Below are 25986 nucleotides of genomic sequence, written 5' to 3'. Positions count from 1 at the left end.
TCCGGGGTTACGCCGATGAACCGACCTCGGCGTCCGCCGCCTTCCGGGGTGGCGCGACAGATGCCTCCGGTTTCTCCTGCGGAGCCTTTGGAGCCGCCCGCGCCGTCCGCACCAGCCGCGACGCGGCGAGCCAGAAGGTGGTCGGCAGGAACACCAGGTCGCCGACGATCGTGATGGCGGAGAACATCGGCAGCGCCATCAGCAGGCCGATGCCGATGTGCGTGGTGAGCATGATGACGAGGATGCAGTACTTGAGGCGCCGGTTGAACACCAGCGCCGGGAACAGCATCTGCGAGAAGACGGTGACGTACGCCATGAGGGCCGCGAACGTGCCGTGGCTCGCGACCCAGGCCGAGAGTTCGGGGAAGGTCGAGAAGTCGTCGTACATCATCGAGTAGTAGAGAGCCGTGCCGTTGCGCCACGACTCGCCCTGGATCTTGTACATGGCCGCGGAGCCGTAGATCACCATGACCTGGAGCGCGATCATCGCCATGCCGCCGTTGTGCAGGACCGTGACCAGGCGCCGGCGCAGTTCCTCCGTCTCGGCGCCCCAGAAGACGAACTTCGACACAGCGGTGTTCCCAGCCTTCGCCCTGCGGGCGCGGCGGCGGGCGTCCAGCGACCAGTGGCGGCCGGACGCGACGAAGAGCAGGTAGTTGGCGAACAGCAGGCTCAGCAGCGCCCACCCGCTGTTGGCCATGGACCCGCGGATGTAGAAGGCCACCACCAGGAACCAGAAGAGCACGGTCACGGCGCGGGTGCGCCAGCCGAGCATCAGCAGCGCGCTGAGCACGACGGCCAGCCCGTACCAGGCCCAGAAGACGAGCGCGCTGTCGGTGACGAGGAGCGAGTACCACCAGGAGAAGACGCCGTCCCAGCCGCGGGCCTTCAGGGTCTGGTCGAAGAGGTCGGCCGTGAACGGGGAGCCCGGCCCCCACAGGCGGTCGGCGCGTACCGATTCGCGGAGCAGGTGGATCAGGTACAGGCCGCCCAGGCCGATGCGTATCGCGGCCGCACTGTAGGGCGCGAGCGGCTGGAGGGTCAGCTTCCGGGCCGTCGCCCTGACTTGGCGGCCGAGACCTGCGGCCGAGTCCGCCCCCAGGGCGAGTGCTGCGCGTACGGTCATGAGCGGACCTTCCAGTATCCGAGGGTCTGATACTGCGGACGCGCGACGGGGGCGCCCGGCTCGGTGCCGGGTGGCGGTATGCGGGTGCTCTTCAGGCGCAGCTGTACGGCCTGCCCCGGCTTCATGCCCATGTCCTCGAGCCGCACCAGGACCACGTTGAGCAGATAGCGCGCCGAACGGCCGGTGGCCTTGGTGGCGTTGGGGCGCGCCGCGTTGGTCCGGTACTGGGACATGGCCCGGCGCAGTACGAGCTGGTCCTCGATGCTGGGGAGCAGCTCACCTCGGTACGCCGCGTTGTCGTGCGCGGTGAGGTCGGTCCACGGGCCGAACTTCCCGTCCACGTTGGCGCGCACTTCGAGGTGCTGATTGAACTTGGAGGGTTCCGGGGCGAAGATGCTCCAGTCCTGCGGGAACAGCGGCCGCATCCACCCGTTGACCTGCTTCGTGTAGGTCTTGGAGAGCGGGAAGTCCGTAGCGACGTACAGCAGCAGCATGCTGGAGTGAACCAGGGCGACGAACGCGACAAAGGCCGCGAACCACCGGACGATCCCGCGCCCCGACGCCCCGAGCGGCGCGCCTGTGGGAGCGAGTGGGTCGGGCGGCGGTATGACGGACTCGGCCACGCTGGTTCTTCTCCTCATGGGTGCCCACGAATCACAACGGCGCCCAGGGTATCCATCCCCGCATCCGCCCACGGCGTCAGATCTCCTTGGCGGGCCATTCCAGCAGCCGTGCGCCGATCACCGCCGTCTGGAGGGTGTAGCGGTGCATCGGGTCGGCCGGGTCGGACCCCGTGAGCTGGTGGATGCGCTCCAGCCGGTAGGTCAGCGCCCGTACGCTCAGGCTGAGCCGCCGCGCCGCCTCGGCCGACACGCAGCCGGCGTCGAAGTACACGCTCAGCGTCTCCAGCAGCGGCTCGGCGCCGCCGCGGGCCTGCCGCAGCGGGCCCAGCGCGCTGAGCACGAGGTCCGCCATCGCCTGCCGGTCTCGGGTGAGGACCGGGAAGACCAGCAGGTCGGCGGCGCGCAGGACGGGACTGCTCAGTCCCATGCGGTCGGCCAGTTCGAGGGCGCTCAGGGCCTCTTCGTACGACTGGACCACGCCGCCCGCGCCGGGGTGCGCGCGGCCGATCGCCACGCGGCCGCCGTCTGTGGCGGCGTGGGCCTGTTTGGCGAAGTGGGTGAGCACCTCGGCCTCGTCGCCGGGCACGATGCAGATGAGCCTGCCGTCCTTGGTGGCGAGCAGGATCCGGCGGTCGCCGAAGCGGCCGATGAGTTCGTGGTCGACCCGGCGGGTGACGTGGTCGGTGTCCTCGTACGCCTCGGCGCCTTCGGCGACGGCGACGGCGTGGGCCTGGGAGAGGCGCAGGCCGAAGCGTTCGGCGCGGGCGGCGAGCCGGCCGAGGTCGCTGCGCCCGTGCAGGAGGTCGTCGATGAACTCGCGGCGGGCCGCCTCTTCCTGGCGTACGGCCAGTCGCTGGGCCCGTTCGTATCCCTCGGCGAAGGCGTCGACGACCTGCTCCACCGCTGCCAGCACCCGGTCCGGCGCCGCGGACGCGCCGGGCCAGGCGGCGCGGGTGGCGGCCAGGTGCCGGCCGACGAGAGCGCGCAGGCCGTGGCCCGCTTCGGCGGCCTGTTCGCCCAGGGCGCGGCGTGATTCCAGCTCGTCCCTGGTGAGACGACGGCCGGTGGCGGAGACGTCCGCCAGGATCCGGCCGTAGTCGGCCAGATACTCCTCGGATATTTCGGCCTCTGCCATGCGCTTCCCCGGATCCCTGATGCTTCCTGAAGCCCTTCGGTATGAGGAGAGCATAAAGATTGCCGGAAACCGGAAATACACCGGGAGTTGCCTCTCCGAATCGATGGGGCGCCGGAGCTGCGTACAGGGGTCGCCGGCTCCGGGCGGGTCGGACTCTCACGGGCCTGTGACGTCGTGCCGCGCGGAGCCTGCGAGAGGCGCGGCGGCCCGTAGCGTCGTCGGCATGCGCCTACTTGTCACAGGAGGCGCGGGCTTCATCGGCTCGCACATCGTCACCGCTCTCGCTTCGGGCGGCCATGAACCGGTCGTACTGGATGTGCGGAGACCTGACGCGGAAGGAGCACCCGGCGACGTACGGGACGCGGCCGTCGTGGAGCGGGCGCTGCGCGGCGTCGACGCGGTCTGTCACCAGGCCGCGATGGTGGGTGCTCCTGATCGCCCTGGACGGCCGCTGGGAGTGGCTCGGCGCGCGGTGGCGGGCGTGGCGGCGTACGTCACCTCACGCGCGTTCGGCGGACCGGATGTGGTGGGTACGACGGCGTACACGGTCGCCGTGGCAGCCGTTCTCGTCGGGTGGGCGGTACGCCGGCTGCTGCCGCTCGTGGACGCCGAGGGGAGAGCGCCGGTCTCCGTCAGCCGCACACCTAGCGCGTAAAGACCGCGTCCAGATAGACCCAGGCGCCGTCGTGGCGCGCGAAGCGGCTCTGCTCGTGGAGTTCGCCGGGCTCGCCCCGGTGCGTGTAGTGGGCGCGGAAGGTGACCGTTCCCGTGGTGTGGAAGGCACTTCCGTCGGTGGCCGCGAGGATTTCCAGGCCCTGCCAGCGCATGTCCGTGTCGAGGTCGAGGGTCTGCGGCCTGGTGTCGGGGTGCCAGGAGCGCAGCAGGTATGCCGTGTCCTGGACGGCGAACGCGCTGTAGCGGGAGCGCATGAGCAGTTCGGCGGTGGGAGCGGCGGCCGCCCCGGAGTGGTAGCGGCCGCAGCAGTCGCCATAGGCGGCGGGGAGGCCGCAGGGGCAGGGCGATGCGGCGGGGAGAGGCGCGGGAACGGACCGGCTCTGGGGGCGGCGGCTCGTACCGCGTGAACTGCGTCGGGACATGTCCCCATTGTGCCTGCGACTGTGCCTTCGCCCGCGCCTGCGACTGTGCCTTCGCCCGCGCCTGCGACCGGTGGGGCCCTTTCGCGCCAATGTGCGGCTGGGCCCGCACGTGCCTTCCGGGTCCCGGGAGCCGCCCGTATTCTCCTGTGCCTGACGCGGCAGTTACCGCCGGTAAGGACAACAGGGGGATGGGGCATGACCAGTTCCAGACGCACCTTCGTGGCAGGGGCCGCGGCTGCGGCAGCCGCGGCGGCGGGCGGGCCGATGGCGCTCGGAGCGGCGCCCGCCGCGGCGGCCGGCGGCCGGCTCACCGCTCAGGAGTCCGTCGCCGTACTGGGCGGCGGAGTCGCGGGCCTCACGGCCGCGCACGAGCTCGCCGAGCGCGGTTTCGCCGTCACGGTGTACGAGAGGAGGGCGCTCGGCGGCAAGGCCCGCAGCATGGACGTACCGAAGAGCGCGAAGGGCGGCCGCAGGCCGCTGCCCGCCGAGCACGGCTTCCGCTTCATCCCCGGCATCTACCACAACCTGCCGGACACGATGCGCCGCATCCCGTTCCCCGGCAACGCCAACGGCGTCCACGACAACCTCGTCGCACCGCGCGAGATGATGTTCGCGCGCACGGGCCGCGAGGACCTCCGGATGCCGATTCCCTGGCCCGGCCACCAGCCCGCCGAGCTCACCCTCGACGACCTGCGCCGAGCACTGACCGGGCTCCTCGAAACGGCCGCCAACCTCCCGGCCCACGAGAGCGCGTACTTCGTGAACCGCGCGCTCGTCTTCCTGACCAGCTGCGACGAGCGGCGCGACAACACCTGGGAGCGCACGCCCTGGTGGGACTTCGTACGGGCCGAGCGCATGTCCAAGGACTACCAGCGCATCCTCGCCATCGGCGTCACCCGCAACATCGTCGCGACCAAGGCCGAGGAGGCCAGCACCCGTACGGTCGGCACGCTCGGTGAGGCCTTCGTACTCAACGCGCTCGGCCGGGGCGCCGACGGCCCGCCGGACCGCATCCTCAACGCCCCCACCAACGAGGCGTGGATCGACCCGTGGGTGGACCATCTGCGGGGACTGGGCGTCGACTTCCGGATCGGCTGGACCGTACGGGAGATGAAGTACGCCGACGGGAAGATCTCGGCCGCGATGGTCGAGGACCCGGACGGCGTACGCCGGACCGTGACCGCCGGGTACTACGTCTGCGCCCTCCCGGTGGAGCACGCGCGGCCCACCTGGAACGCCGCGATGCGCGCCGCCGACCCGCAGCTGGCGCGGTGCGACCGGCTCAGGACGGACTGGATGACGGGTATCCAGTTCTATCTGACGGAGCGTACGCCGATCCTGCACGGCCACGTGAACCTCATCGACTCGCCCTGGTCCCTGACCGCCATCGCCCAGGCCCAGCACTGGCCGGACCGCGACTTCCCGGCCGATTACGGCGACGGCACGGCGGCGGACTGCCTGTCGGTCGACATCTCCGAGTGGGACAAACCCGGGGTTCTGTACGGGAAGACGGCCAAGCAGTGCACCCGCGAAGAGGTCGCGCGCGAGGTGTGGGCGCAGCTCAAGGCCGCACTCAACGACACCGGCAAGACCGTACTGCGTGACAGCGCGCTCCACTCCTGGTTCCTCGACCCGGGCGTGGACGGCATCGGCACGCCGAACCCGACGAACGAGGACGAGCTGCTGATCCATCCCGTGGGTACGCTCCACAACCGTCCGGCGGCGGCGACGAAGATCCCCAACTTCTTCCTGGCGGGCGACTACGTGTCCGTCGACATCGACCTGGCGACCATGGAGGGCGCGAACGCGTCGGCGCGGGCGGCGGTCAACGCGCTGCTCGACCGGGCCGGTTCGACAGCGGCACGCTGCACGGTGACGCCGTTGTTCCGGCCGCCGGAGATCGAGTTCCTGAAGCGGCACGACCGTACGCGGTACCGGCTGGGGCTGCGGAACGCGCTCGATGTGGGGTGATCGTCAGGGCTGACCGGTCCCGCCCGGGACGTGCGCGGCCACCAGGCCGCGCACCCGGGCCAGGGTCTCCGGCGGGACGTCGCTCAGCCGGTCATCGGTCATCCGGGCCAGCACGTCACGGGCGGCGTCGCCGAACCAGCCGCTCGCCCACTCCGATTCCCCGGTCCCGGCCCAAAGGGCCAGCACGCGGCCGAAGGCGTCCGCCCCCAGGAGGGAGTCCACGGCCGACTCCCAGGAGTTCCGGAGCTCGGTGCGGTGCTCCCCGGCGGCACCCGACTCCAGTGCCGCCATCGCGGCTCGCGCCAGCAGTTCCCATACCTGAGAGTCGCGAACCGCCGGAGACACCGTGCTCAGCACACTCGCCACCACCGACGCGGGCAGCCGTGCGGCGTCTTCGACCAGTTGTGCCAGGACGAGCTGGGTAGCGCGGTTCCAGGTGGGGTAGTCGAGCTCACTGTAGGGCTGGAGGAACGTGCCGAAGCGCTCGTACCGGACAGCCAGGTGTCGGTCCGAGGCGTCGAGGCGGCTCGCCAGCCACAAGTCCGTCAAGCTGTGCGCGACCGAAGCGCCGGTTCCGTCCGGCGTACCGACGAACGTGGTGACGGCCGATCCAAGCCACCGGAAGAGGGGGTCGACGGCGTGCAGGACGACCGCGTCGTTGGTCCCGCCGGACACCGCCATTTTGTGCCGGATCTGGTCCGGGTAGGGGCGGGACCAGTAGACCCGGCTGGTGCGGTCCCCGTGCCCCGGTGGACGGCCGTAGAGCCAGTAGGCGTCGACCGGTTCCGGGACGAGGGTGCCTTCCGCCGGCCGGATGTCCAGGTCCCGCCGGTCGGCGTTCCATATGTGGCGGAGGTCGAGGGCGATCGCGAAGTCCGTCCACTCCGGTTCGGTGAAGGCCGACCGCCACAGCAGTACGTACCGGTGCCAGGTGCCGGCCGGATTGACGTCGCCGGGGAACACTTCGCTCGCCTTGACGCCGTCCCTGACCAGCACCGTCAGCATCATCAGGTTCGCGCCGTACAGACCGTGCCGCGATGAGGTCGCGCGAACGGTCGGCCGGTATTCGGCGAACCGGTGCTCGGTGCGGTTGCGGTGATCGGCCATCACGGTGACGAGGAGCTCACCGAGCCGCTCCCGGTCCTCCGGCGGGATGAGGCCGATTCGGGCACCGACGAAGCGGAGCATCTGGCGGGAGGAGAGCGGCCCGTAGGACAGCAGGACGTACAGCAGATCGTCGTCCACTCCCGCCCTGCCGAGGGAGAGCGCCGGGCGCTGGTCGAGCAGCCCGCTGAGGAGTTGTACTGCGAGACGCGCGGCGAGGTATTCGCCGAAGGTGGCGTGCAGGAACTCGTACGTCGCCAAACGCTGGACGTCGCGGAGCGCCTGCGCCCGCTGGACGAAGAAGAACCGGCCGAGTGCGATCTCCGCCTGATCGAGTGGCGCGCGAAATCCAGCGGCCTGGCGTGACTGGGGGCGGCCGAGAAGCGCCGCCAGGTCCTGCTCCAGCTCGGCCGTGGTGATCCACTGGCGGTGCCGGTTCAGCATGCCGAAGGAGATCAGGGAGAGCCGCTGGAGCTCCTGCTCGACGCGGTCGGCCAGTTGCTGTTCCGTCAGCGCGGTGGCGGACTTGCCCACCTCCCGGACGGCGAAGGACGCCAGCAGCTCCTCGTACAGTTCGGCCTCGTCCAGGGGCTCGTCGTCCGCGGCTCCGCATTGCAGCGCGTTCCCCGTGGCGTCGTACAGGGCGAGCATCAGCAGGAGCAGCGGCTGGGAGGCGAGAGCCTGGTGCCGTGCGGCGACGGCAGCGGACAGGGGGCGCAGCCCCTTCGCGGTGAGGTACGTCTCGTTGAGGCGGTTCCACAGGCTCAGCCAGCGCTCGACCTGCTGCTCCCTGAAGGGTTCGAGACGCAGTGCCACCGCGCCCTCCGGGTAGGTCGCACGGTCCGCGACGGCGGTGCGGCTGGTGACGAGCACGAGGACGGGCCTGCCCTGGTCCGCCTCGCGCTGCTGGAAGCGGGCCACCCGTACCAGGTAGTCGGACTGGCTGACACCGGTGGCCTGGAGCAGCTCGTCGAAGCCGTCGAAGAGGAGGACGGGTACAGCCCCTTCCGCCGCCCGGACCAGGTCCGGCCAGGACACCCGCTCGCCGGTCGTGGCCCGTACGGCGTGCTCGACCTGGTCCTGTACGTCGGCGTCGGCCGGCACTTCGCGCAGGACGACCCGGACGGGCAGGAAGCCCGCCTCGGGCAGCCGGGCCGCGAGGATCTTGGTCAGTACGGACTTCCCGGCGCCGGGCTGGCCGAGGACGACGAGGGGTGCGGTGGTGGATGCGACCGAGGTGAGGGCGCCCGCGAGGTACTCCGTGAGGTCGGACCGTACGGGCGCGGTCTCCCACCACTCCTCTTCGGCGGGCCCGTGGGGCCCTTCGGTGACGGCCCGGACGCGGAAGTCGGGGTCGACGTAACCCTCGCCGAGGGTGGGCAGGCACACGCCCGTCGGGGCGTCGCCCTCGGCCAGGATCGGGCGGGGCAGGGCCGCCCGGTAGCCGGTGGCGAGGGCCGCGGCGGCGTGGGTGAACGGGCGTACCGGAGTCAGGCCCGCAAGGGCGGTCTCGATGCCGCTGAGCGCCTGGCGGATGCCGGCGCGGGTGGCCTGGTGCTCGACCTGGCCGGACCAGAAGCCGAACTCCGGTACTTCGAGCGCGAGTTGGGCGTACAGGTCCTGATACCGCTCGAGCGCGGCCAGACTCAGCTCGCCGGCCAGCGCCTCCATGGCCGCGCGCCGTTGCCTCTCGTTCAGTCGGTCCCATACGGCGAGCCCGGTGATGAAGCGGTGCAGCCGATCGGTCAGGCCTGTGTACCAGTATTGGAGTTCGACCAGGACTCGCTCGTACGGCAGATGCGGGGCGGGTTGCGGAACGGCGGTCGCGACCAGGGCGCGCGTGAAGCTGCCACCGGTGTCCGCCCCGCCCGCGAGGCTGATCTGCTCGCTTCGCGTCAGGCCCAGCTCTGGGAACTCGAAGGGGAGTTCCAGCTCGCCGAGGGCCTCGAAGTACGCCGTGACCACCAGCACCGCGTGCGCCGCCGCGATCCGTTCCGTACGCTCGGCCCGCTCCGAAGACCCCAGCCGCTCTCTCAGCCCCGCCGTCAGATCACGCCCGAGCCGGAGCACCCCTCCCCGCGCCTCGAACAGGTTGAGCACCACATCGCTCGCCCCGCCCGTCGCCATCGACAGCGCACCGCCCAGCGCCTGGTCGGCCGCCGCCAGTGCCGCGCTGTCGCCGCCGAGAATCGCTACCGCGTCGCCGTAACTGAGAAGTCGTCGCCCCCGTACCGTCACCGTTCTGGTCTATCACCACAAGCGGGCCAGAGGCGTCCGGCTTCGACAATCCGCCGCAGGAAGCGCTGGGGAGCCCGGAATCTCCCGGCGCCAGGTGTACGTGCTGCTCGGGCGGGCGTCGTTCTGGTGATCCTGCCGGGGTCAGCCAGGGTACTGGCTGGCCCCTCTCCCGCCAGGCCTTGGCCACCGGTTCCTGGAGCTCGGTCACCCACTCGTCATGGTTCTCGGGGCACTCCAGGTTGATCTCCCGTGGGTAGCCGGTCGAGCGGTAGCCGTTGGCGTCGATCCAACGGCCCAGGGTCTGGACGGCGGGCAGGACGGTCTCCATCGGGCCGCGGTGCATGACGGTCGCCGCCTGCTCGACGGGTGGCAGGTCCACGATGCGCAGCCCGTCATCCTCCCTGAGGGACACGGAGACCTCGACGCCCGCGTGGATGAGGACCCCGCCGTCCGGAGCGTCCTCGTAGTACGCGATGCCGGGCCCGGAGGGGGCGATGCCCGCCGCCTCCAGACGCCGGAACAGCTCTTCGTACAGCGGCTGGACGACCGGCCCGATGGTGCCGAAATCGTTCGACACCCCGGTCAGTTCGGCCACCCGTACGCTCGGCAGGCTCTTCAGTACGACATCGTTACTGGGCATCCGCCCCTCACTCTCGATCGAGCGGAGCCTCGCCTCGACCTGAACCAGCCGGGCCGCCGCGGCCGTCATCGCGGCCTCCAGCTCCGCGCGCCGCAGCCGGAGCATGGCGCGGAGTTCCTCGGTGGTGATCTTCTCGCCGAGGATCTCCTGGACCTGCTGAAGGGTGAACCCAAGGTCCTTGAGCGCGATGACGCGGTTGAGGCGGGCCAGCTGGGCGGCCGTGTAGTAGCGGTAGCCGGTGGCCGGGTCGACGTGGGCCGGGCGCAACAGGCCGGTAGCGTCGTAGTGACGCAGCATCCGGACCGATACGCGGCCGTGCCGGGCGAAGTCTCCGATGGTGAACATGATGTCTCCGAGTTGACCGCCTGACACGGTGTGAGGGTCAAGAACCGTGATGGCGATGGTAGAGCCGTCTGGTCCCGGACGGGTTGGGGGAGCCGTTCCAGCGGGTGGTGCCGTCCGCGCCGGTGCGTCCGCAGGGTGTGGGCCGGCGTCGGCATGGCGACCGGCAGGTGCCGGCGGTGATCGCGTTCGTGGCCACGACGGGTTGCGCGTGGCGACAGGTGCCGCCGGTCTTCGGCCCCGTCCGGACCTACCGCACACCGGCTGGGACGATCCAGGGGGTGGGGAAGGAAAAGACCCGCGTGTTGGGGGCCGGAGCCGATCTTCAATAGGATCCGGCGATGATCACAAGAAAACGGCTGGCGGCCGGGGCGTTCGGCCTGCTTGTCGCCCTGGCCACCGGGTTCCTCCCCGCCGGCCCCGCCGCAGCCGCCGCTGCCGCCGACGAACCGGACTCGCGGCCGGCCCCCAAGGTCGAACTGGTCCTCGACGTCAGCGGTTCGATGCGGGCCAAGGACATCGACGGCCAGTCCAGGATGGCCGCCGCCAAGCAGGCGTTCAACGACGTACTGGACGCGGTACCGGACGAGGTGCGGCTCGGCATACGCACCCTCGGCGCCGACTACCCCGGCGACGACCGCAAGACCGGCTGCAAGGACACCCGGCAGCTGTACCCGGTCGGCCCGCTGGACCGGACCGAGGCCAAGGCCGCCGTCGCCACGCTCGCCCCCACCGGCTGGACGCCGATCGGCCCCGCCCTCCTCGGCGCGGCCGACGACCTCGAAGGCGGTGACGGCACCCGCAGGATCGTGCTCATCACCGACGGCGAGGACACCTGCGGTCCCCTCGACCCGTGCGAGGTCGCACGTGAGATCGCCGCGAAGGGCACCCATCTGGTCGTCGATACGCTCGGCCTGGTCCCGAACGCGAAGATCCGCCAGCAGCTGACGTGCATCGCGGAGGCCACCGGCGGCACGTACACCGCCGTACAGCGCACGGACGAACTCTCCGGCCGCGTCAAGCAGTTGGTGGACCGCGCCGCCGACCCCGTCGTCAATCCGGTGGCGACCGAGGGCGCGGACCGGTGCGTGGACGCGCCTCGGTTGGAGGCCGGTCTCTACACCGACCGCGAGAAGTTCTCCGAGCACCGCTGGTACCGGGTCGACGTACTGCCCGGCCAGGAACTGCGGGCCTCGGTCAGCATCGGCGCCGACCGCGCCGTCGACCGCGACTACGGCGTACTGCTGCGGGCGGTGACCACGCGCGGCAGAGAGATCGTGCGGGGCTCGGAGGCGGGTGACGGCCGTACGGACGTGATCTCGACCGGGCTGCGCTATCCGAAGGCCCCGTTGGACGACGACACGGCCGACGAGGTGAAGCCGGCCGCGGAGACCGTATGCCTCCAGGTCGGCAACTCCTTCTCCGCCCCTCCGTCCGTCAAGACGACGCCCGGCCTGCCCGTCGAGTTGGCCATCGACCTGGTGGACGGTCCCGACGAGCCGTCGGACGTCGCGTCCTTCGGTCTCGGGCACGGCTGGTGGCTGCTCGGCGCGCTCGCGCTGACCGGCCTGCTCGCCGGTCTCCTGTGGGGCTGGATCTCGCGCTGGCGCTTCGCCGTATGGAGGACCAACTGATGCGTATGCGTACGACGACACGTGTACTGAGCGGCGTCGTGCTGGCGGGTGCCGCGCTCTTCGGTGCGGCCGCCGCTCCCGCCCTCGCGGACTCGACCCCCTCGCCTGGTGCGAGCCAGGACGGGGACGAGGAGGCCGCGCCGACCGAGGCGGGCACCACCTTCCGTACGGCGACGAGGATCCGGCAGGACCAGCGGGCCACGGCCGACGCGTCCACCGGTGACTACCTCTACTGGCTCTTCGACGCCGACGCGGGGAGTACGGCCACCGTGAAGGCCACGGTGAAGCTGCCGGACGCCGCCGCCCGCCACGGCGCGGCCACCTGGCAGCTCGACGTCTACGACGGACTGCGCCGGCGCCAGGCCTGCGTCCACGGCAGCCAGGCGAAGACGGCGCCGAAGGAAGCCGCCTCGGTCACTGTGTCCTGCACCCTGCGTACGGTCAGGGCGTGGGCGGAGCCGTGGGCCGATGACCCGCTGCCGGGGAGTTACTACGTACGGCTGACGGTCGCCGGCCTGCCCCAGGAGGACCTCGGCCTGCCGGTGGGCGCGGAGGTCCTGGCGTCGGCGAAGGACGCGGGCGGTTCGCGGGCGGTGGACGGTGCGCTGTCGGTGCCGCTGGTGCCGGGCGCGTCCGACGCGGACGTGGCGGAGGCCGCCGACGAGGCGTTCTCGTCGGGCTGGTGGTCCTCACGCTGGCTCTGGACCGTGGGCGGAGGCGTCCTGGCGGCGGTCGCGGCCATCGCGGGGTACAACACGACCCGTGGGCCGGGGCGGCCCTCGCGGGTCCCGCCGGGCGCCTGAGCACTCGCGCGTCGCGTCGAACAGCCGGCCCTGTCCCGCCGTCGCGGGGCGGGGCCGGCTGCCGCACAAGGGTGTGACGTACGGCAGGTGGAGCATGGGACTTGTGGTGCGGCTGTGCGGTCCGCACGCTTGCGTCATGACCACCCCCGTCCATGGTCCGGCCCCCACGACCGCCCGGCCGGTCCGCTCGCGCCGGGCGCTCGTGGCGGGGTCCGTCGGCAACTTCATCGAGTGGTACGAGTTCGGCGTCTACGGCTACTTCGCCACCGTCATCGCCGCGCACTTCTTCACCCCCGAGGGCGGCAGCGACGTAGAAGGACTCATCAAGACGTACGCCTCCTTCGCCCTCGCGTTCTTCTTCCGGCCCGTCGGGGCCGCGGTGTTCGGGCGCCTCGGTGACCGGATCGGCCGGCGGCCGACGCTCATCCTGGTGATCTGTCTCATGACCGGAGCCACCACGCTGATCGGTGTGCTGCCGACGTACGCCTCCATCGGCGCGGCCGCGCCGTGGCTGCTGACGCTGCTGCGGATCCTGCAAGGGCTGTCGGCGGGAGGAGAGTTCGGCGGAGCGGTCTCGATCATGACGGAGTTCGCGCCCCCGGGGCGTCGGGGACGGTACGGGGCGTGGCAGTCGTTCACGGTGGCGCTGGGGCTGCTCGCGGGCGCCGGGATGGCGGCGCTGCTGGCGACCGTACTGACCGAGTCGCAGCTGAACGGGTGGGGCTGGCGCGTCCCCTTCCTGCTGACGCTGCCGCTCGGGCTCGTCGCGCTGTGGCTGCGGCTGCGCCTGGACGAGACGCCTGCCTTCGCGTCGGCCGTCGGCGGCAAGACTGAGCCTGTGCGGCCGCCGCCCGTCGTCGGCGAGACGGTGCGGGCGATCGCGCTGGGTGCCGGGCGGCTGATGGGCTGGTCGGCCGCCGGCTACACCTTCCTCGTCGTACTGCCCTCGTACCTTCAGAGCACTCTGAACGCGACGTTCCAGCAGGCGCTCGTCGCCACCGTCCTGGCCAACCTCGGGTTCGCGGCGTCGATCCTGCCGGCGGGCATGGCCAGCGACCGGATCGGGCGGCGGACGGTGATGCTGACCGGGGCGCTGCTGGTCGCCGTGCTCGCGCTGCCGCTGCTGAATCTCGTGCAGGATCCGGACGTGTCGACGTACGCGAAGGGGGCCGCGCTCTTCGGCGCGGGGGCCGCCGTCGGGCTGATGGCGGGGCCGGGGCCCGCGATGCTGGCCGAGATGTTCCCGACGAGGGTGCGCTATACCGGACTGGGCCTGGCGTACTCCCTCTCCAACGCTGTGTTCTCGGGCTGCGCGGGGCTCATCATCACCGAGGTCGTCAAGCGCACGGGTGACGTGGACATCCCCGCCTATTACGCGGCGGTGACCTGCGCGGTCAGTGTCCTGGCGCTGCTGACGCTGCGCGGCGACGACCACAAGCGGGCACTGCGGTGAGCGGCAGCACGCGGGTGGTCGGGCTGATGTCCGGCACGTCGTACGACGCCATCGACGCCGCGGCCGCCGACCTCGCGCTCGACGGGGACACGTTGGTGCTCACGCCGCTCGGCATGATCAGCGAGGTGTACGACGACGAGCTGCGGGCGGCGCTGGCCGAGGCCCTGCCACCCGCCGGGACGACGCTCGCCGCCGTGTGCCGGCTCGACACGCGGATCGGGCAGGCCTTCGCCGCCGCCGCGCTCCGCGCCGACCGCGAACTGTGCGGCGGGCGGACCGACTTGATCGCCTCGCACGGGCAGACGGTCTACCACTGGGCCGAGGGCGGCCGGGTGCACGGCACCCTCCAGATCGGCGAGCCCGCCTGGATCGCGGAGGCCACGGGCCGACCCGTCGTCTCGGGCTTCCGTCCGCGCGATGTGGCCGCCGGGGGCCAGGGCGCGCCGCTGGTGAGCATCGTCGACGTCATGTGGCTGCGCGGGCGGCCGGGCGTGCCCGTCGCGCTGAACCTCGGCGGGATCGGGAACGTCACGGTGGCCGGGGACGGTGGCGGCTGTGAACCGCTGGCCTTCGACACCGGGCCCGCCAACGCGCTGATCGACGCGGCGGTGCGGGAGCTGGCGGGCGGCGCTGCCGCCTATGACGCGGAGGGCGCGCTCGCCGCTCGCGGCACTGTCCGTCCGCGGCTGCTGCGACGGCTGCTGGAGGAGCCGTACTACGCCAGGCCGGCGCCGAAAACGACGGGCAAGGAGCTGTTCCATCTCCCCTATCTGCGCACCGCGCTGGCAGGGTTCGGGCCACTGCCCGCCGAGGACGTCGTCGCCACGCTGACGCGGCTCACGGCGCGGACGGTCGCGGACGCCGTCCGGCCCTTCGGAGCGACCGAGGTGATCGCGTCGGGCGGGGGTACGCGCAACCCGGTGCTGATGGAGTGGCTGCGCGAGGAGCTGGGCGGGGGAACCGGCGAAGGCGGCGTACCGCTGCGGACGTCGGACGAGCTCGGGCTGCCGTCGGCCGCGAAGGAGGCGTACGCCTTCGCCGTGCTGGGGTGGCTGACCGCGCACGGCCTGCCCGGCACGGTCCCTTCGTGCACCGGCGCCGGCCGCCCGAGCGTCCTCGGCTCGCTCACGCCCGGCGGGCCCGGTCTGCGCCTGCCGGAGCCGGTGGCGACGGTGCCCACCCGGCTCGCTGTTTGCGCCACGGACAACTCCGTGCCCTTTACCGGACGTTGATCGCGCCCGTACGCTCCCGCCACCGCGTGATCACCAGTCCCGTACGGCAGACGGAGGGTGCACCACCATGAGGCTTCTGAACAGACCCGCGCTTCTGGCGGTGGCGGCCGCGCTCGTCACCGCCTGCGCCGTGGGGACCACACCGACGGCTTCGGCGACCACCCCCACCGCGTCGCCCCACCCCGTGACCGAGAACGCCAGGGTGGTGCCCGTCCAGCAGACCGGCCCGGCCGACAAACGCTTCAATCTCGTCCTCCTCGGCGACGGCTACACGGCGGGCGACATGCCGGGCTTCCGTGCCGATGTCGACAAGCACATCAATGTGCTGTGGAGCATGGAGCCGTTCGCCTCCTACCGTTCGTACATCAACGTCTGGGCGGTGGAGGCGCCGTCCGCCGAGTCGGGCGTCGACTGCGATCCCGGCCTGGACGCGCCGCGCCGTGACACTCCGCTGAACATGGGCTTCTGGGGCGGCTGCAATCCGGCCAGTGTGCAGCGGCTCCTGTCGATCGACTCGACGGCGGCGACGGCCCTGGCGGACTTGGTTCCCGGTTCGAAGAGCTCCAACCGGCAGATCGTCGGCCTCGCCAACAGTGCGACGTACGGCGGTGCGGGCGGCGCCTTCGCGACCGCGTCCGGGGGCAACGCGCTGTCCTCGCTCATCACCCCGCACGAGATCGGCCACTCGCTCGGCAAGCTCCAGGACGAGTACGACTACTACGCGCGCGGCGTCCCCGGCGGTACGTACGAGGGCGGCGAGCCCGGCTCCGCGCACCACACGCTCCTCACCGAGGAGGAGATGCGCGCGAAGCAGCAGAAGTGGTGGCGCTGGCTGGGCGAGCGCAGCGACTCCGGTGGCGTCATCGGGCGCCACGAGGGCGGCATGTACCAGACGAAGGGGGTCTGGCGGCCGAGCAAGCACTCGATGATGAAGACCCTTGGTTACGCCTTCGACCAGGTGGAGCGGGAGATCATGACGCAGGCGATCTCCGCCAAGGTGAACCTGGTTCAGGGCCACACCCCGAACGACGCGGCGATCGGCGACGACCGGACGGTGTGGGTCGACACCCTGCACCCGGTGGGCGGGGAACTCGACACCGTATGGCGGCTGGACGGCCGGGAGGTCGACGCCGCGGCGGGCGGGCGCAGCCTGGACCTTCGGCGCCTGGGTCTCGATGAGGGGCGCAGCCACGAGGTCTCGGCGACCGTCTTGGATCCGACCCGGTTCGTACGGGACCCGAAGATCCGCGCTTCGGCGGCCCTGACGCGCACGGTCACCTGGACGGTGGACCCGTCTCTCGCGACGGCGACCGAACCGCCCGCAGCCACGCCCAAGTTCACCGGGCACACCGGTACGGAGGCCCCGGTGGGCGCCGAATCGGTGGTGTACGCCGACACGACTCATCCCACCAACGGCCCCGCCCCGCGGGTGCGGTGGACGCTGGACGGGCGGCCGGTCCACAACCCCGGCAACGACCGCGACCTCGACCTGGGCGCGCTGCCGCTGCGCGGCGGCAGCCACACCCTGAAGGCCCGCATCGCCGGTACGGACCGGACGCTGACGTGGGCCGTCGACGCGACGCCCGCGAAGGCGGCGTACGAACTGTCCGACCCGCTGCGCACGGTGCGGCGGCCGGGGAAGCCGGTGGAGTACGTCTACGACGGTCCGTTCACGATGCAACTGACCGCGCGCGACGATCAGGACGGCTACGTGGTCACGCAGTTCCGGGTCGACGGTGACGGCTGGTACACGTACTTCGGCTGGCCGACGGACGCGAACGCGCCGTTCCGGTTCACCCCGGGCGGCACGGTCGTCGACGACCTGGTCTACGGCAAGCTCGGCACGCCGCGGGTCGTGCCGTGGGACGACGCGACACCGGAGTACGGCTCGCACACGGTCGAGTACCGCACGATCGATTCGGCGGGCAACGTCGGTGCTGCGAAGGCGTTCCGCGCGACGCTGATTCCTCCGGGGCAGTAGCGGGTGGGGAGCGACGGGCCGTAGGGCGGGCGCCTGCGGCGGGCTCCTTCCCCACCCCGCCCCTTCCCGAACTGGGGCAAACCTTAGGCCCCGGACGGGCTGGATACCCCCGCACCCTCCAGCCCCTCCGGCGCTTGAGGAGCGGGGTCTGGGGCGGAGCCCCAGTTCCGGAAGGGGCGGGTCGGGGAAGCCCGCCGCAGGCGCCACCCGCGCCACCCCGCCGCGCCCGCCCTAGTCCGCCGGCAGCACATCCGCCAGCATCGTCGCGAACTCGTCGGGCGTGGCGATACGTACGCCCAGATCCTCCGCCTTAGCGCGCTTCGAGCCCGCGTTCTCGCCCGCCACCACCAGCGCCGTGCGCTTCGAGACGCTCGACGACGCCTTGCCGCCCGCGCGCTCGATGACCTCGTTCATCTGGTTGCGGCTCAGCTTCTCCAGTGGCCCGGTCATCGCACCGGTGACGACTACGGTCATGCCGTCGAGCGGCCCCGAGGGCAGGGCCTCCCCCGCGTCCTCCTCCACCGGCGGCGTCGCCCCCGGCTCCGTCATGTTCACGCCCGCGGCCATCAGCTTGCCGATCAGCGGGCCGAGTTCAGCCAGCTCCGCCACGATCACCGGCGCCTTCTCCACCCCGATGCCCTCCACTCGCTGCACCGCTTCCGCGTCCGCGGCCCGCAGGTGGTCCATCGTCGCGAAGTGCCTGGCGATGCGGCGGGACATGGAGCGGCCCGTGCCCCGGACACCGAGCGCCGCCAAGACGCGCGACAGCGGCCGGGTCCTGGCCTGCTCGATGCCGGCCAGCAGATTGTCCGCGCTGGTCTCCCCCATCCGCTCCAGCGTCAGAAGCTGCTCGCGGGTGAGGACGAACAAGTCGGCGAAGTCCGTCACCAGGCCCGCGTCGACGAGCTGGACGACGCGCGTCGTACCGAGGCCCTCGATGTCGAGCTGGTCGCGCCCGACGGCGTACGCGATGCTCGCCACCACGCGGCAGTTCCGGCCACGCACACAGCGCCAGCGCTGCTCGCTCGCGTCGATCTCCGAGCCGCATTGCGGGCACGTCTCGGGGAAGACGATCGGCTGTTCCTCGCCGGTGCGCAGATGTGCCACCGGCGCCTCGATGCGCGGAATGATGTCGCCGGCTTTGTAGACCATCACCTGGTCGCCGAGGCGCAGATCGCGCCGGGTGATGTCGGCCGGGTTGTGCAGCGTGGCGTACGTGACTGTGGTCCCGTCGATCTCCACCGGTTCGAGCACGGCGCGCGGCGCGATGACCCCCGTACGCCCGACGTTCCACTCCACGGCGACGAGCCGGGTGACCTTCTCCACGGCGGGCAGCTTGTACGCGATGGCCCAACGCGGCGCCCGCGAACCGGCCCCCGCCTCCCGCTGGTCCGCGGCGAAGTCGGCCTTGATGACGATTCCGTCGATCCCGAACGGCAGCTCCGCCCGCAGGGCGGCGATCTCCTCGACCCGGGCCTGCGCCTCCTCGGCCGTCGCCGCCGTGCGCGGCGGAACGGCGGTGTCCGCCGCGCTGTGCACACCGAGCGCGGTGACGCGCCGCAGGATCTCGCTGTGCGGCCACTGACCCAGCCCTTCGCCGAGTTCGCCGGACCCGGGCAGCGGCAGCGCGCCGTACGCGAAGAACGTCATCTCCACGGTGTACGGGCGGTCCTTGGCCCGCAGCGTGCCGGCCGCGCCGTTGCGCGGGTTGGCGAACGGCTCGCCGCCGTGTTCCGTGCGCACCGCGTTCGCCTTCTCGAACTGCTCGGTCGTCATGAGGACTTCGCCGCGCACCTCGAAGGTGACCGGCTCGGTGAGCTCGCCGGGCAGGCCCACGACGGTGCCCATCGCGTGCGACACGTCCTCGCCCGCCGTGCCGTCCCCGCGCGTGATGAGCTGGACGAGCTTGCCGTGCCGGTAGCGGGCGGCGATGGCGAGGCCGTCGAGTTTGGGCTCGACGCTCCACTGCTCCACCGGCCGGCCGAGTCTGCGCTCCAGGGAGGCCGTCCAGGTGGCGAACTGCTCGGCGGAGAACACATTGTCCAGCGACAGCATCGCCACGGTGTGCGGCACGTCCCCGATCGCGGCGCCGCCGGCCACCTTCCCGGTCGGGGAGTCCGGCAGCACTTCGTCCGGGTGCGCCTGCTCGTACGCCTCGATCGCCCGCACCAGCCGGTCGTACGCGTCGTCGTCCAGAGCGCTGTCGCCCTGGGCGTAATAGGCGGCGGCCGCACGGGTCGCGGTCTCGACCGCCTCGGCGTATGCGGCGGCATTTGCGAGAACGGCAGATGTGTTCGTCATGCCGTTCATCCTGCCTCCCACCACTGACAACGCCCCTGATCGCCGCAGTGACGGCCGAGCGACCGAGCCTTCGTATCGAAGGGCAGTCGGCGGTTCGTACCACTGGATGTTCTGTTAATCTGCCCGCTCCTGGATGTTCGTCCACCCGTCCGTCTCACCAAGCGCCCAACGCCCGCCGGGTGCAGCGAGGTGTCTCGCCCGTGTACAGCACTCCGTTTTCCCCCGCCGAGGCCAGAGCCGCGCGTGCCCGGATGGGACTGACCACGACTCAGGTCGCCCATTCCATGGCGGCATGCGGCGCCCCGGCCCACCCCGATCTGATCGCCGGCTGGGAACAGGGCACTCATGTGCCGTCCGAGCCGCAGCTCTTCGCGCTGGCCGACGTCCTGTGGTGCACCTCGACCGCGCTGATGGGCATCGAGCCCCGGACGCTGGCCGAGCACCGGCTGGCCCGGTTGCTGAGCGTGGAGCGGCTCGCGTACAGAATCGGCATGGACGCGGCCGACTACCGGGCCGCCGAAGCGGCGCAGCGCTGGGACGGGGACCCGCGCCAGACCAGGGCTCTGGTGGACGCACTGGGGCTCTCCCTGCGGAAGCTGATCGGGATCATGGGACGGGTCGACGAGCTGGCCGAGCATCTGCGGTCGGCCATCGACGGGCGGTGGAAGGCGCATGTGGCGCCCGTGGCGGAGATCGTCTGCGTCGACGAGACTCTGGTGGGCGACGCGCTGCGCGCGATGCACGCGGAGTTCGCCGCGTTCTCGGAGCGCTACATGGGGCACCTGGTGGCACGCAACGACGACGCCCGGCTCAAGGAGATAGCGGCCGAGCGTGCCGCGTATCTGCGCCGGCTGGTCGACCATTTCTGGGAGCTGATCGGCGAGGCGGGCGACGTGCCGCCGTTCAACGCGGTGGGCCGCTGAGCCGGCGCCGCACAGCGGCGGCGCACGGCTCAGCGCGCCACCTCAGCGCGCCACCTCAGCGGGTGGTGGCGCCGAGGTAGGGCCGGCCCGCCGAGCCGTCGTTCCCGTCGGTCCCGTGCGTCTCTTCCATGTCGTCCCAGTCGATCTCCATGGCCTTGCGGCGCGTGAAGACGTTGAAGAACAGGTTCAGCGTGATGGCGGTGAGGCCGCCCAGCGTGATCCCGCTGTCGAGGACCGCCTGTACGTCTTCCGGCAACCGGTCGAAGAACGTCGGGACCGTGGTGGGCAGCAGGGCGGCACCGAGGCTGACGGCCAGGATCAGCGCGTTGCGCTCCTCCCGCAGGTCGACCTTCCCCAGAATCTGGATGCCGACGGCGGCCACCATGCCGAACATCGAGATCGCCGCGCCACCGAGCACCGGGTGCGGAATCGCGGCGACCAGACTGCCGGCCTTCGGCAGCAGCCCCAGGACAATCATGAAGACGCCGGCCGCGACCACGACGTACCGGCTCATGACTTTGGACATCCGCACCAGGCCGATGTTCTCCGCGAAGGCCACGTACGGGAACGAGTTGAGAACGCCCCCGAGAACGGTCGCGACGCCATCGGCCCGCAGGGCCCTGGCAACGGTGTCGCCGTCGACGTTCTTACGGGTGATCTCCCCGATGGCGTAGACGTCGCCGGTGGTCTCCACCATCGTGATCAGCATGACGACGGTCATGGCGATGATCGGAAGCAGCTCGAACTTCGGCATGCCGTAGTGGAACGGTGTGCTGACCCCGAACCAGTCGGCCTGCGTGACCGCGCCGAAGTGCGCGTCGCCGAGGAGCCAGGCGACGGCCGTACCGGCGACCAGTCCGAGCAGTACGGCGAGGCTGCTCAGGAACGGCTTGCCGACCCGGACCAGAGCGAGGATGAACAGGAGCGTGCCGAGGGCGTACGCGAGGTTCTTCGGATCGCCGTACGTGGACTCGCCGATCAGGTGCGCACCTCCGGCCGCGTCCTGCAGGCCCACCGGGATGAGCGTGAGGCCGATGATGGTGAGGATCGTGCCGATGACGACCGGCGGGAAGTACTTCACCAGCTTGCTGAAGAACGGCGCGAAGAGGAACGTCGCTATGCCCGCCGTGATCACCGCGCCGTAGACGACGAGCAGCCCGGCGGTTCCGCCGCCCGCTCCCAGACCGATGGCGATCATGGGTGAGACGGCGGTGAAGGTAACGCCCTGGACCAGGGGCAGTCTGGCTCCGATCTTCCAGACGCCGAGGGCCTGGATGATCGAGGCGACACCGCAGGTCAGCAGGTCCGCGTTGATCAGGTAGACCAGCTCCTCCTCGCTCAGGCCCATGGCGTTTCCGAGGAGGATCGGGACGATCACGGCTGCCGCGTAGAACGCGAGGACGTGCTGGAAGCCGTAGAGGGTGAGCTTGGGTAGCGGGAGCATATGGTCGACGGGATGCGTCTGCTGCCGGGTGAGGTTCCGGGCGGACTGCCGGGACTCCTGCCGGGTGGACTGTCGGGAGACTCGTGCCATCTCTGCCTTGCCTTCGCGAGGTAGGTGAATGAGAGAGGACCGCCGCCGTCGAGTCCCGGATGGCGGGAGGGAGGGCGGATCGGCTCGTACGGAAGCCGACGTCTGGCGGAGTTGCCGACACCACGTCGCCTGCACTACACATTGCGTCCTGGATTGACAGGACTTCCTTCGATTGACACAGCAAAGCCCGGTTCACCCATGGGATCCGCAGGTGGTGTCGATCGGAGCGCTCACCTTAGAGCAACCTCGTCGTTCCTCGCGAGTAACCGGCGCTCCAGCCGGACGACCGGCCGCCGAACGGCGTCGCTTAGGCTCTCGGTGCCATGAGGAGCAACCCGCCGCGCCTGGAACCCAAGGCCGACAAGGACACCGTACGCAGGCACAACCTGAGCCTGGTGCTGCGCGCTGTCCACGACGGCGGCGAGGCGACGCGAGCCGGGGTGGCGGCCCGGGTGGGCCTGACGCGGGCCGCCGTTTCGTCCCTGGTGGAACAGCTGCTGGACAGCGGGTTCGTCACCGAGTCGGGGAAGACGTTCAGCGGGCAGGCGGGGCGCCCCGGCACCGCCTTGAAGGTGGCGCGTACGGGCGTGGCCGGCCTGGGTGTCGAGGTCAACATCGACTATGTGTCGGTGTGCGTGACCGACCTGTCGGGCGACGACCGGGTACGGCTCACTGAGCACACCGACCATCGCGGGGCCCGGCCCGCCGAAGTCCTGGCCGGCGCCGCCGCGATCGCGTCACGGGCGCTGGAGTCGGCGGCCGAGCTCGACCTGCGGCCCGTCGGCGTACAGCTGGCGCTGCCCGGTCTGGTGTCCGGCGGCACGGTCCGCCAGGCACCCAACCTGGGCTGGAACAAAGTCGCGGCCGAGGAGCTCTTCGCGAAGGCACTGGCGGAACTGCTGCCGGGCCGGCGGACGCTGCCGGTCGGTTCGGACAACGAGGCGAACCTGGCGGCGCTGGCCGAGATGTGGTTCGGCGACCTCGGACGGGAGCGTACGTTCCTCTACCTGAGCGGGGAGATCGGCGTCGGCGGCGCGCTCGTGCTGGGCGGTGAACTGCTGCGCGGCGCGCACGGTTTCGCCGGTGAGATCGGGCATGTGGTGGTGGACGCGGACGGGCCCGAGTGCCGCTGCGGGTCGCGTGGCTGTCTGGAGCAGTACGCCGGCCAGCGGGCGGTGCTGCGAGCGGCGGGCATCGACGAGAACGCCGGGCTGCCGGGCGTGGCGGAGCTCGAATCCCGGGCGCGCGCGGACGACGCGCGGGCCGTCGCGGCGATCCGGCAGGCCGGGGCGATGCTGGGGCTCGTACTGTCGGGCGCGGTGAATCTCTTCGACCCCGACGCGGTGGTGCTCGGCGGGATCTACCGGACGCTGATGCCATGGCTGTCGCCGCCCGCCGACCGGGAGATGAGCCGCCGGGTGGTCTCGGGCCTGTGGTCGGGCGACAGCGGCCGGCTGCGCGCCTCGTCGCTGAAGGGCGACGCGGCGCGCGGCGCGGCGGCGCTGGTGGTACGGGACGTACTGGCGGACCCGGCGGCGTACGCGTAGGCCGAGCCGGCCGGGAGCGGGCGTTCGTCCGGCCGACGTCAGGAGCTCGTGAGGATGACGAGTTGCCGGGTCGCCCGGGTCATCGCGACATAGCGGTCGACCGCTCCTTCGACGCCCGTGCCGAACGCCTCCGGGTCGACAAGGACGACCAGGTCGAACTCGAGCCCCTTCGACAGCTCCGGGGTCAGCGAGCGGACACGGGACGTCGTCCGGAATGTGCCCTCTTCGGTGTCGCCGGCGCCGATGACGCAGGCGATCCCGTCGGCATGTGCGGTGAGCCAGGTGTCGAGGATCGAGTTCAGATCCGCAGCAGATCCGTGTACGACAGGGACGTCGCTGCTGCGGACGGAGGTCGGCACGTTGGCGTCCGGGAGCGCGGCCCGGATGACCGGCTCGGCTTCCGCCATGATCTCTTCCGGCGTGCGGTAGTTGATGCTCAGGGAGGCCAGGCTGATCCGGTCGAGACCGATCCGCTCGAGCCGTTCCTGCCACGACTCCGTGAACCCGTGCCTGGCCTGGGCACGATCCCCCACAATGGTGAAGCTCCGGGACGGGCACCGGAGCAGCAACATCTGCCACTGCGCGTCGGTCAGTTCCTGAGCCTCGTCCACGACGATGTGCGCGAACGGGCCGGCGAGCACGTCCGGGTCGGTGGTGGGCAGTTCGGACTCGTCGACCAGGCTGACCTGGGCGTCCTGGCCGCGCAGCATCGTCACCAGGCCTTCGCCGTCGTCACCGTCGGCGCCGAAGTCCAACGCGGCCTCGATCAGGTTGTCGACAACCTGCGCCATGCGCTCGCGCTGGGCAGCGAGGACAGCCGCGTGCCGGCGCTTTCGCCTGGCCGCCTCCGGGTCGCCGAGCCGCTGGCGGGCGGCGTCCAGGAGCGGCAGGTCGGACACCGTCCAGGCCTGGGCGTCCGCGCGTTGCAGCTTCCGGACCTCATCGGGGTTGAGCCAGGGAGCGCACAGCCGCAGGTAGGCGGGTACCGACCACAGGTCACCTACGAGGTCGGCCGCTTCCAGCAGCGGCCACGCGCGGTCGAGGGTCCCGGTCAGCTCTTCGTCGTGCAGCAGCGACCGCCGGAACAGGTCGGGCGGGATGTCGCCGTCGTGCTTGTCCAGCAGGATCGTGACCAGCTCCTCCCAGATCTGGTCGCGCGCTTCGTTGTGCGGAGTACCGGATGCCGGTGCTCTGAACGCCTCGGCCCAGTCGCCGGCGCTCAGCCGGACGTCGGCCCAGTCGGTCGTGACCGTCATCCCCTCGGCAGGCGGGCTTTCGTAGAACCTGACGGCCGTCTCGATCGCCTTCACCATGTCCGCGGACTGCTTCAGGAGGGCCACGTCCGGGTCGGCCTCGATCGCTGCTGTGGCTCCCTCGGCGACGAGGTCCCGCAGGGTGCAGGTCTGCACGCCCTCTTCTCCGAGGCTGGGCAGAACGTCGGCGACGTAGTCCAGGTAGGGCCGGTGCGGACCGACGAACAGTACGCCGCCCCGACGGTGGCCGAGGCGGGGGTCGGAGTAGAGGAGGTAGGCGGAGCGGTGCAGAGCGACGACGGTCTTGCCCGTACCCGGACCGCCGTCGACGACGAGAGCGCCGCGGGATCCCGCGCGGATGACGGCGTCCTGGTCCGCCTGGATGGTGCCGAGCACGTCTCGCATCCGGGGCGACCGGTCGCTGCCCAGGCTGGCGATGAAGGCGGACTGGTCGTCGAGCGCGGCGTGCCCGGCGAACCCGTCCGAGGTGAACACCTCGTCCCAGTAGTCGCTGATCCGGCCGCGGGTCCAGCGGTACCTGCGGCGGCTTGCCAGGCCCATCGGGTTGGCGTGGGTGGCTCCGAAGAACGGCTCAGCCGCTGGAGAACGCCAGTCGAGCAGCAGCCGACGGCCCGCGCTGTCGGTGAGGCCAAGTCTTCCGACGTACACGGGCTCCGGGCTGTCTGCGTCTGCGTCTGCGTCTGCGTCTGCGTCGACCATGTGTCCGAGGCACAGATCCAGGCCGAAGCGACGCAAGGCGCGCAGACGACCGGTCAGCCGGTGGATCTCCATGTCCCGCTCCATCGCCTGCTGGCCGATGCCGCCGGGCGCCTTGCGCTCGGCGGCAAGGCGCTCGGACAGGTCGGCGATCGTCTGCTCGAGGCACTCCGCGATGGCCGTGAAGTGCTGCTCGTCGCCGGCGACCAGCGTGGGGTCGGCCTTGGAGGAGAGTCGGTCGGGAAGGTCGAACGCGCTGGTGGTCAGGGGGTTCAAGGCATCAGCTCCTACGTGGTGTCGCTTGCGACCATTGCGCGCGACAAGGCGTCCGG

Annotated in this window: 18 protein-coding genes and 1 pseudogene; 10 read left to right on the top strand and 9 right to left on the bottom strand. The window is 71.2% G+C overall.

Translation table 11 applies throughout. The features are described from left to right. Window positions 1–7: 7 nt before the first annotated feature. The 3 genes from AC1P0E_RS29075 to AC1P0E_RS29065 all read right to left on the bottom strand — a co-directional run bounded on the left by AC1P0E_RS29075 (window position 8) and on the right by AC1P0E_RS29065 (window position 2884). The gene (locus AC1P0E_RS29075) at window positions 8–1126 is read right to left on the bottom strand and encodes an HTTM domain-containing protein (protein ID WP_482745072.1); all 1119 of its coding nucleotides are present in this window, start codon (window positions 1124–1126) and stop codon (window positions 8–10) included. Next, complete coding sequence (locus AC1P0E_RS29070) at window positions 1123–1749, bottom strand: DUF5819 family protein (protein WP_482745071.1); 627 nt, start codon at window positions 1747–1749, stop codon at window positions 1123–1125. Before AC1P0E_RS29070 ends, AC1P0E_RS29075 begins: the two co-directional genes overlap by 4 nt. 76 nt (window positions 1750–1825) lie before the next feature. Further along, window positions 1826–2884, bottom strand: coding sequence for a PucR family transcriptional regulator (locus AC1P0E_RS29065; RefSeq protein ID WP_482745070.1), 1059 nt, complete (start codon window positions 2882–2884; stop codon window positions 1826–1828). A gap of 223 nt (window positions 2885–3107) precedes the next feature. Here AC1P0E_RS29065 and AC1P0E_RS29060 point away from each other — a divergent pair, with 223 nt between their 5' ends. Next, window positions 3108–3539, top strand: coding sequence for an NAD-dependent epimerase/dehydratase family protein (locus tag AC1P0E_RS29060; protein ID WP_482745069.1), 432 nt, complete (start codon window positions 3108–3110; stop codon window positions 3537–3539). Here the strand turns inward: AC1P0E_RS29060 and AC1P0E_RS29055 are convergent. Continuing rightward, a complete protein-coding gene (locus tag AC1P0E_RS29055; RefSeq protein ID WP_482745068.1) occupies window positions 3529–3981 on the bottom strand; it encodes a YchJ family protein in 453 nt (150 codons plus the stop codon). The genes AC1P0E_RS29060 and AC1P0E_RS29055 overlap by 11 nt on opposite strands. 195 nt (window positions 3982–4176) lie before the next feature. On the opposite strand from AC1P0E_RS29055, the gene AC1P0E_RS29050 reads away from it, so the two are divergent. Beyond that, window positions 4177–5952 (top strand): hydroxysqualene dehydroxylase, encoded by a 1776-nt coding sequence (locus tag AC1P0E_RS29050; protein ID WP_482745067.1) that lies wholly within the window; start codon window positions 4177–4179, stop codon window positions 5950–5952. 3 nt (window positions 5953–5955) lie between these two features. On the opposite strand, the gene AC1P0E_RS29045 is transcribed toward AC1P0E_RS29050, so the two are convergent. After that, window positions 5956–9294 (bottom strand): NACHT domain-containing protein, encoded by a 3339-nt coding sequence (locus tag AC1P0E_RS29045; RefSeq protein WP_482745066.1) that lies wholly within the window; start codon window positions 9292–9294, stop codon window positions 5956–5958. A 178-nt stretch (window positions 9295–9472) separates the two neighbouring features. Further along, window positions 9473–10279: pseudogene (locus AC1P0E_RS29040) on the bottom strand (MerR family transcriptional regulator); the annotation flags it as partial. A gap of 68 nt (window positions 10280–10347) precedes the next feature. Here AC1P0E_RS29040 and AC1P0E_RS29035 point away from each other — a divergent pair. The 6 genes from AC1P0E_RS29035 (at window position 10348) to AC1P0E_RS29010 (ending at window position 17379) form a co-directional block, all read left to right on the top strand. Continuing rightward, complete coding sequence (locus AC1P0E_RS29035; protein ID WP_482745942.1) at window positions 10348–10608, top strand: transposase; 261 nt, start codon at window positions 10348–10350, stop codon at window positions 10606–10608. A gap of 9 nt (window positions 10609–10617) precedes the next feature. After that, the gene (locus tag AC1P0E_RS29030; RefSeq protein WP_482745065.1) at window positions 10618–11910 is read left to right on the top strand and encodes a VWA domain-containing protein; all 1293 of its coding nucleotides are present in this window, start codon (window positions 10618–10620) and stop codon (window positions 11908–11910) included. 5 nt (window positions 11911–11915) lie between these two features. After that, window positions 11916–12713, top strand: coding sequence for a hypothetical protein (locus tag AC1P0E_RS29025; protein WP_482745941.1), 798 nt, complete (start codon window positions 11916–11918; stop codon window positions 12711–12713). 136 nt (window positions 12714–12849) lie between these two features. Next, window positions 12850–14166 carry an MFS transporter gene (locus tag AC1P0E_RS29020; RefSeq protein WP_482745064.1) on the top strand — a complete coding sequence of 439 codons (1317 nt, stop codon included), beginning with the start codon at window positions 12850–12852 and terminating at the stop codon, window positions 14164–14166. After that, on the top strand, window positions 14163–15398 hold the full coding sequence (locus AC1P0E_RS29015; protein ID WP_482745063.1) for an anhydro-N-acetylmuramic acid kinase: 1236 nt from the start codon (window positions 14163–14165) through the stop codon (window positions 15396–15398). Before AC1P0E_RS29020 ends, AC1P0E_RS29015 begins: the two co-directional genes overlap by 4 nt. Window positions 15399–15465: 67 nt before the next feature. Next, on the top strand, window positions 15466–17379 hold the full coding sequence (locus AC1P0E_RS29010) for a M64 family metallopeptidase (RefSeq protein ID WP_482745062.1): 1914 nt from the start codon (window positions 15466–15468) through the stop codon (window positions 17377–17379). A gap of 231 nt (window positions 17380–17610) precedes the next feature. Here the strand turns inward: AC1P0E_RS29010 and ligA are convergent, their stop codons facing one another. Beyond that, window positions 17611–19689, bottom strand: coding sequence for an NAD-dependent DNA ligase LigA (gene ligA / locus AC1P0E_RS29005; protein WP_482745061.1), 2079 nt, complete (start codon window positions 19687–19689; stop codon window positions 17611–17613). A 191-nt stretch (window positions 19690–19880) separates the two neighbouring features. On the opposite strand from ligA, the gene AC1P0E_RS29000 reads away from it, so the two are divergent. Further along, the gene (locus AC1P0E_RS29000) at window positions 19881–20603 is read left to right on the top strand and encodes a transcriptional regulator (protein WP_482745060.1); all 723 of its coding nucleotides are present in this window, start codon (window positions 19881–19883) and stop codon (window positions 20601–20603) included. A gap of 55 nt (window positions 20604–20658) precedes the next feature. Here AC1P0E_RS29000 and AC1P0E_RS28995 read toward each other — a convergent pair whose 3' ends face one another. Next, a complete protein-coding gene (locus AC1P0E_RS28995) occupies window positions 20659–22047 on the bottom strand; it encodes a nucleobase:cation symporter-2 family protein (protein WP_482745059.1) in 1389 nt (462 codons plus the stop codon). Between the two features lie 413 nt (window positions 22048–22460). Between AC1P0E_RS28995 and AC1P0E_RS28990 the strand changes: the two genes are divergently transcribed. After that, window positions 22461–23684: an ROK family transcriptional regulator gene (locus AC1P0E_RS28990; RefSeq protein ID WP_482745058.1), complete on the top strand. Its 1224-nt coding sequence runs from the start codon at window positions 22461–22463 to the stop codon at window positions 23682–23684. 38 nt (window positions 23685–23722) lie between these two features. Here AC1P0E_RS28990 and helR read toward each other — a convergent pair whose 3' ends face one another. Next, window positions 23723–25930: an RNA polymerase recycling motor ATPase HelR gene (helR, locus tag AC1P0E_RS28985; RefSeq protein WP_482745057.1), complete on the bottom strand. Its 2208-nt coding sequence runs from the start codon at window positions 25928–25930 to the stop codon at window positions 23723–23725. Window positions 25931–25986 lie beyond the last annotated feature (56 nt).

The sequence above is a fragment of the Streptomyces sp. TRD_SC_5 genome (assembly GCF_056836825.1).
The sequence above is the reverse complement of the archived record's forward strand: the minus strand, read 5'-3'. Positions and strand labels throughout refer to the sequence as shown.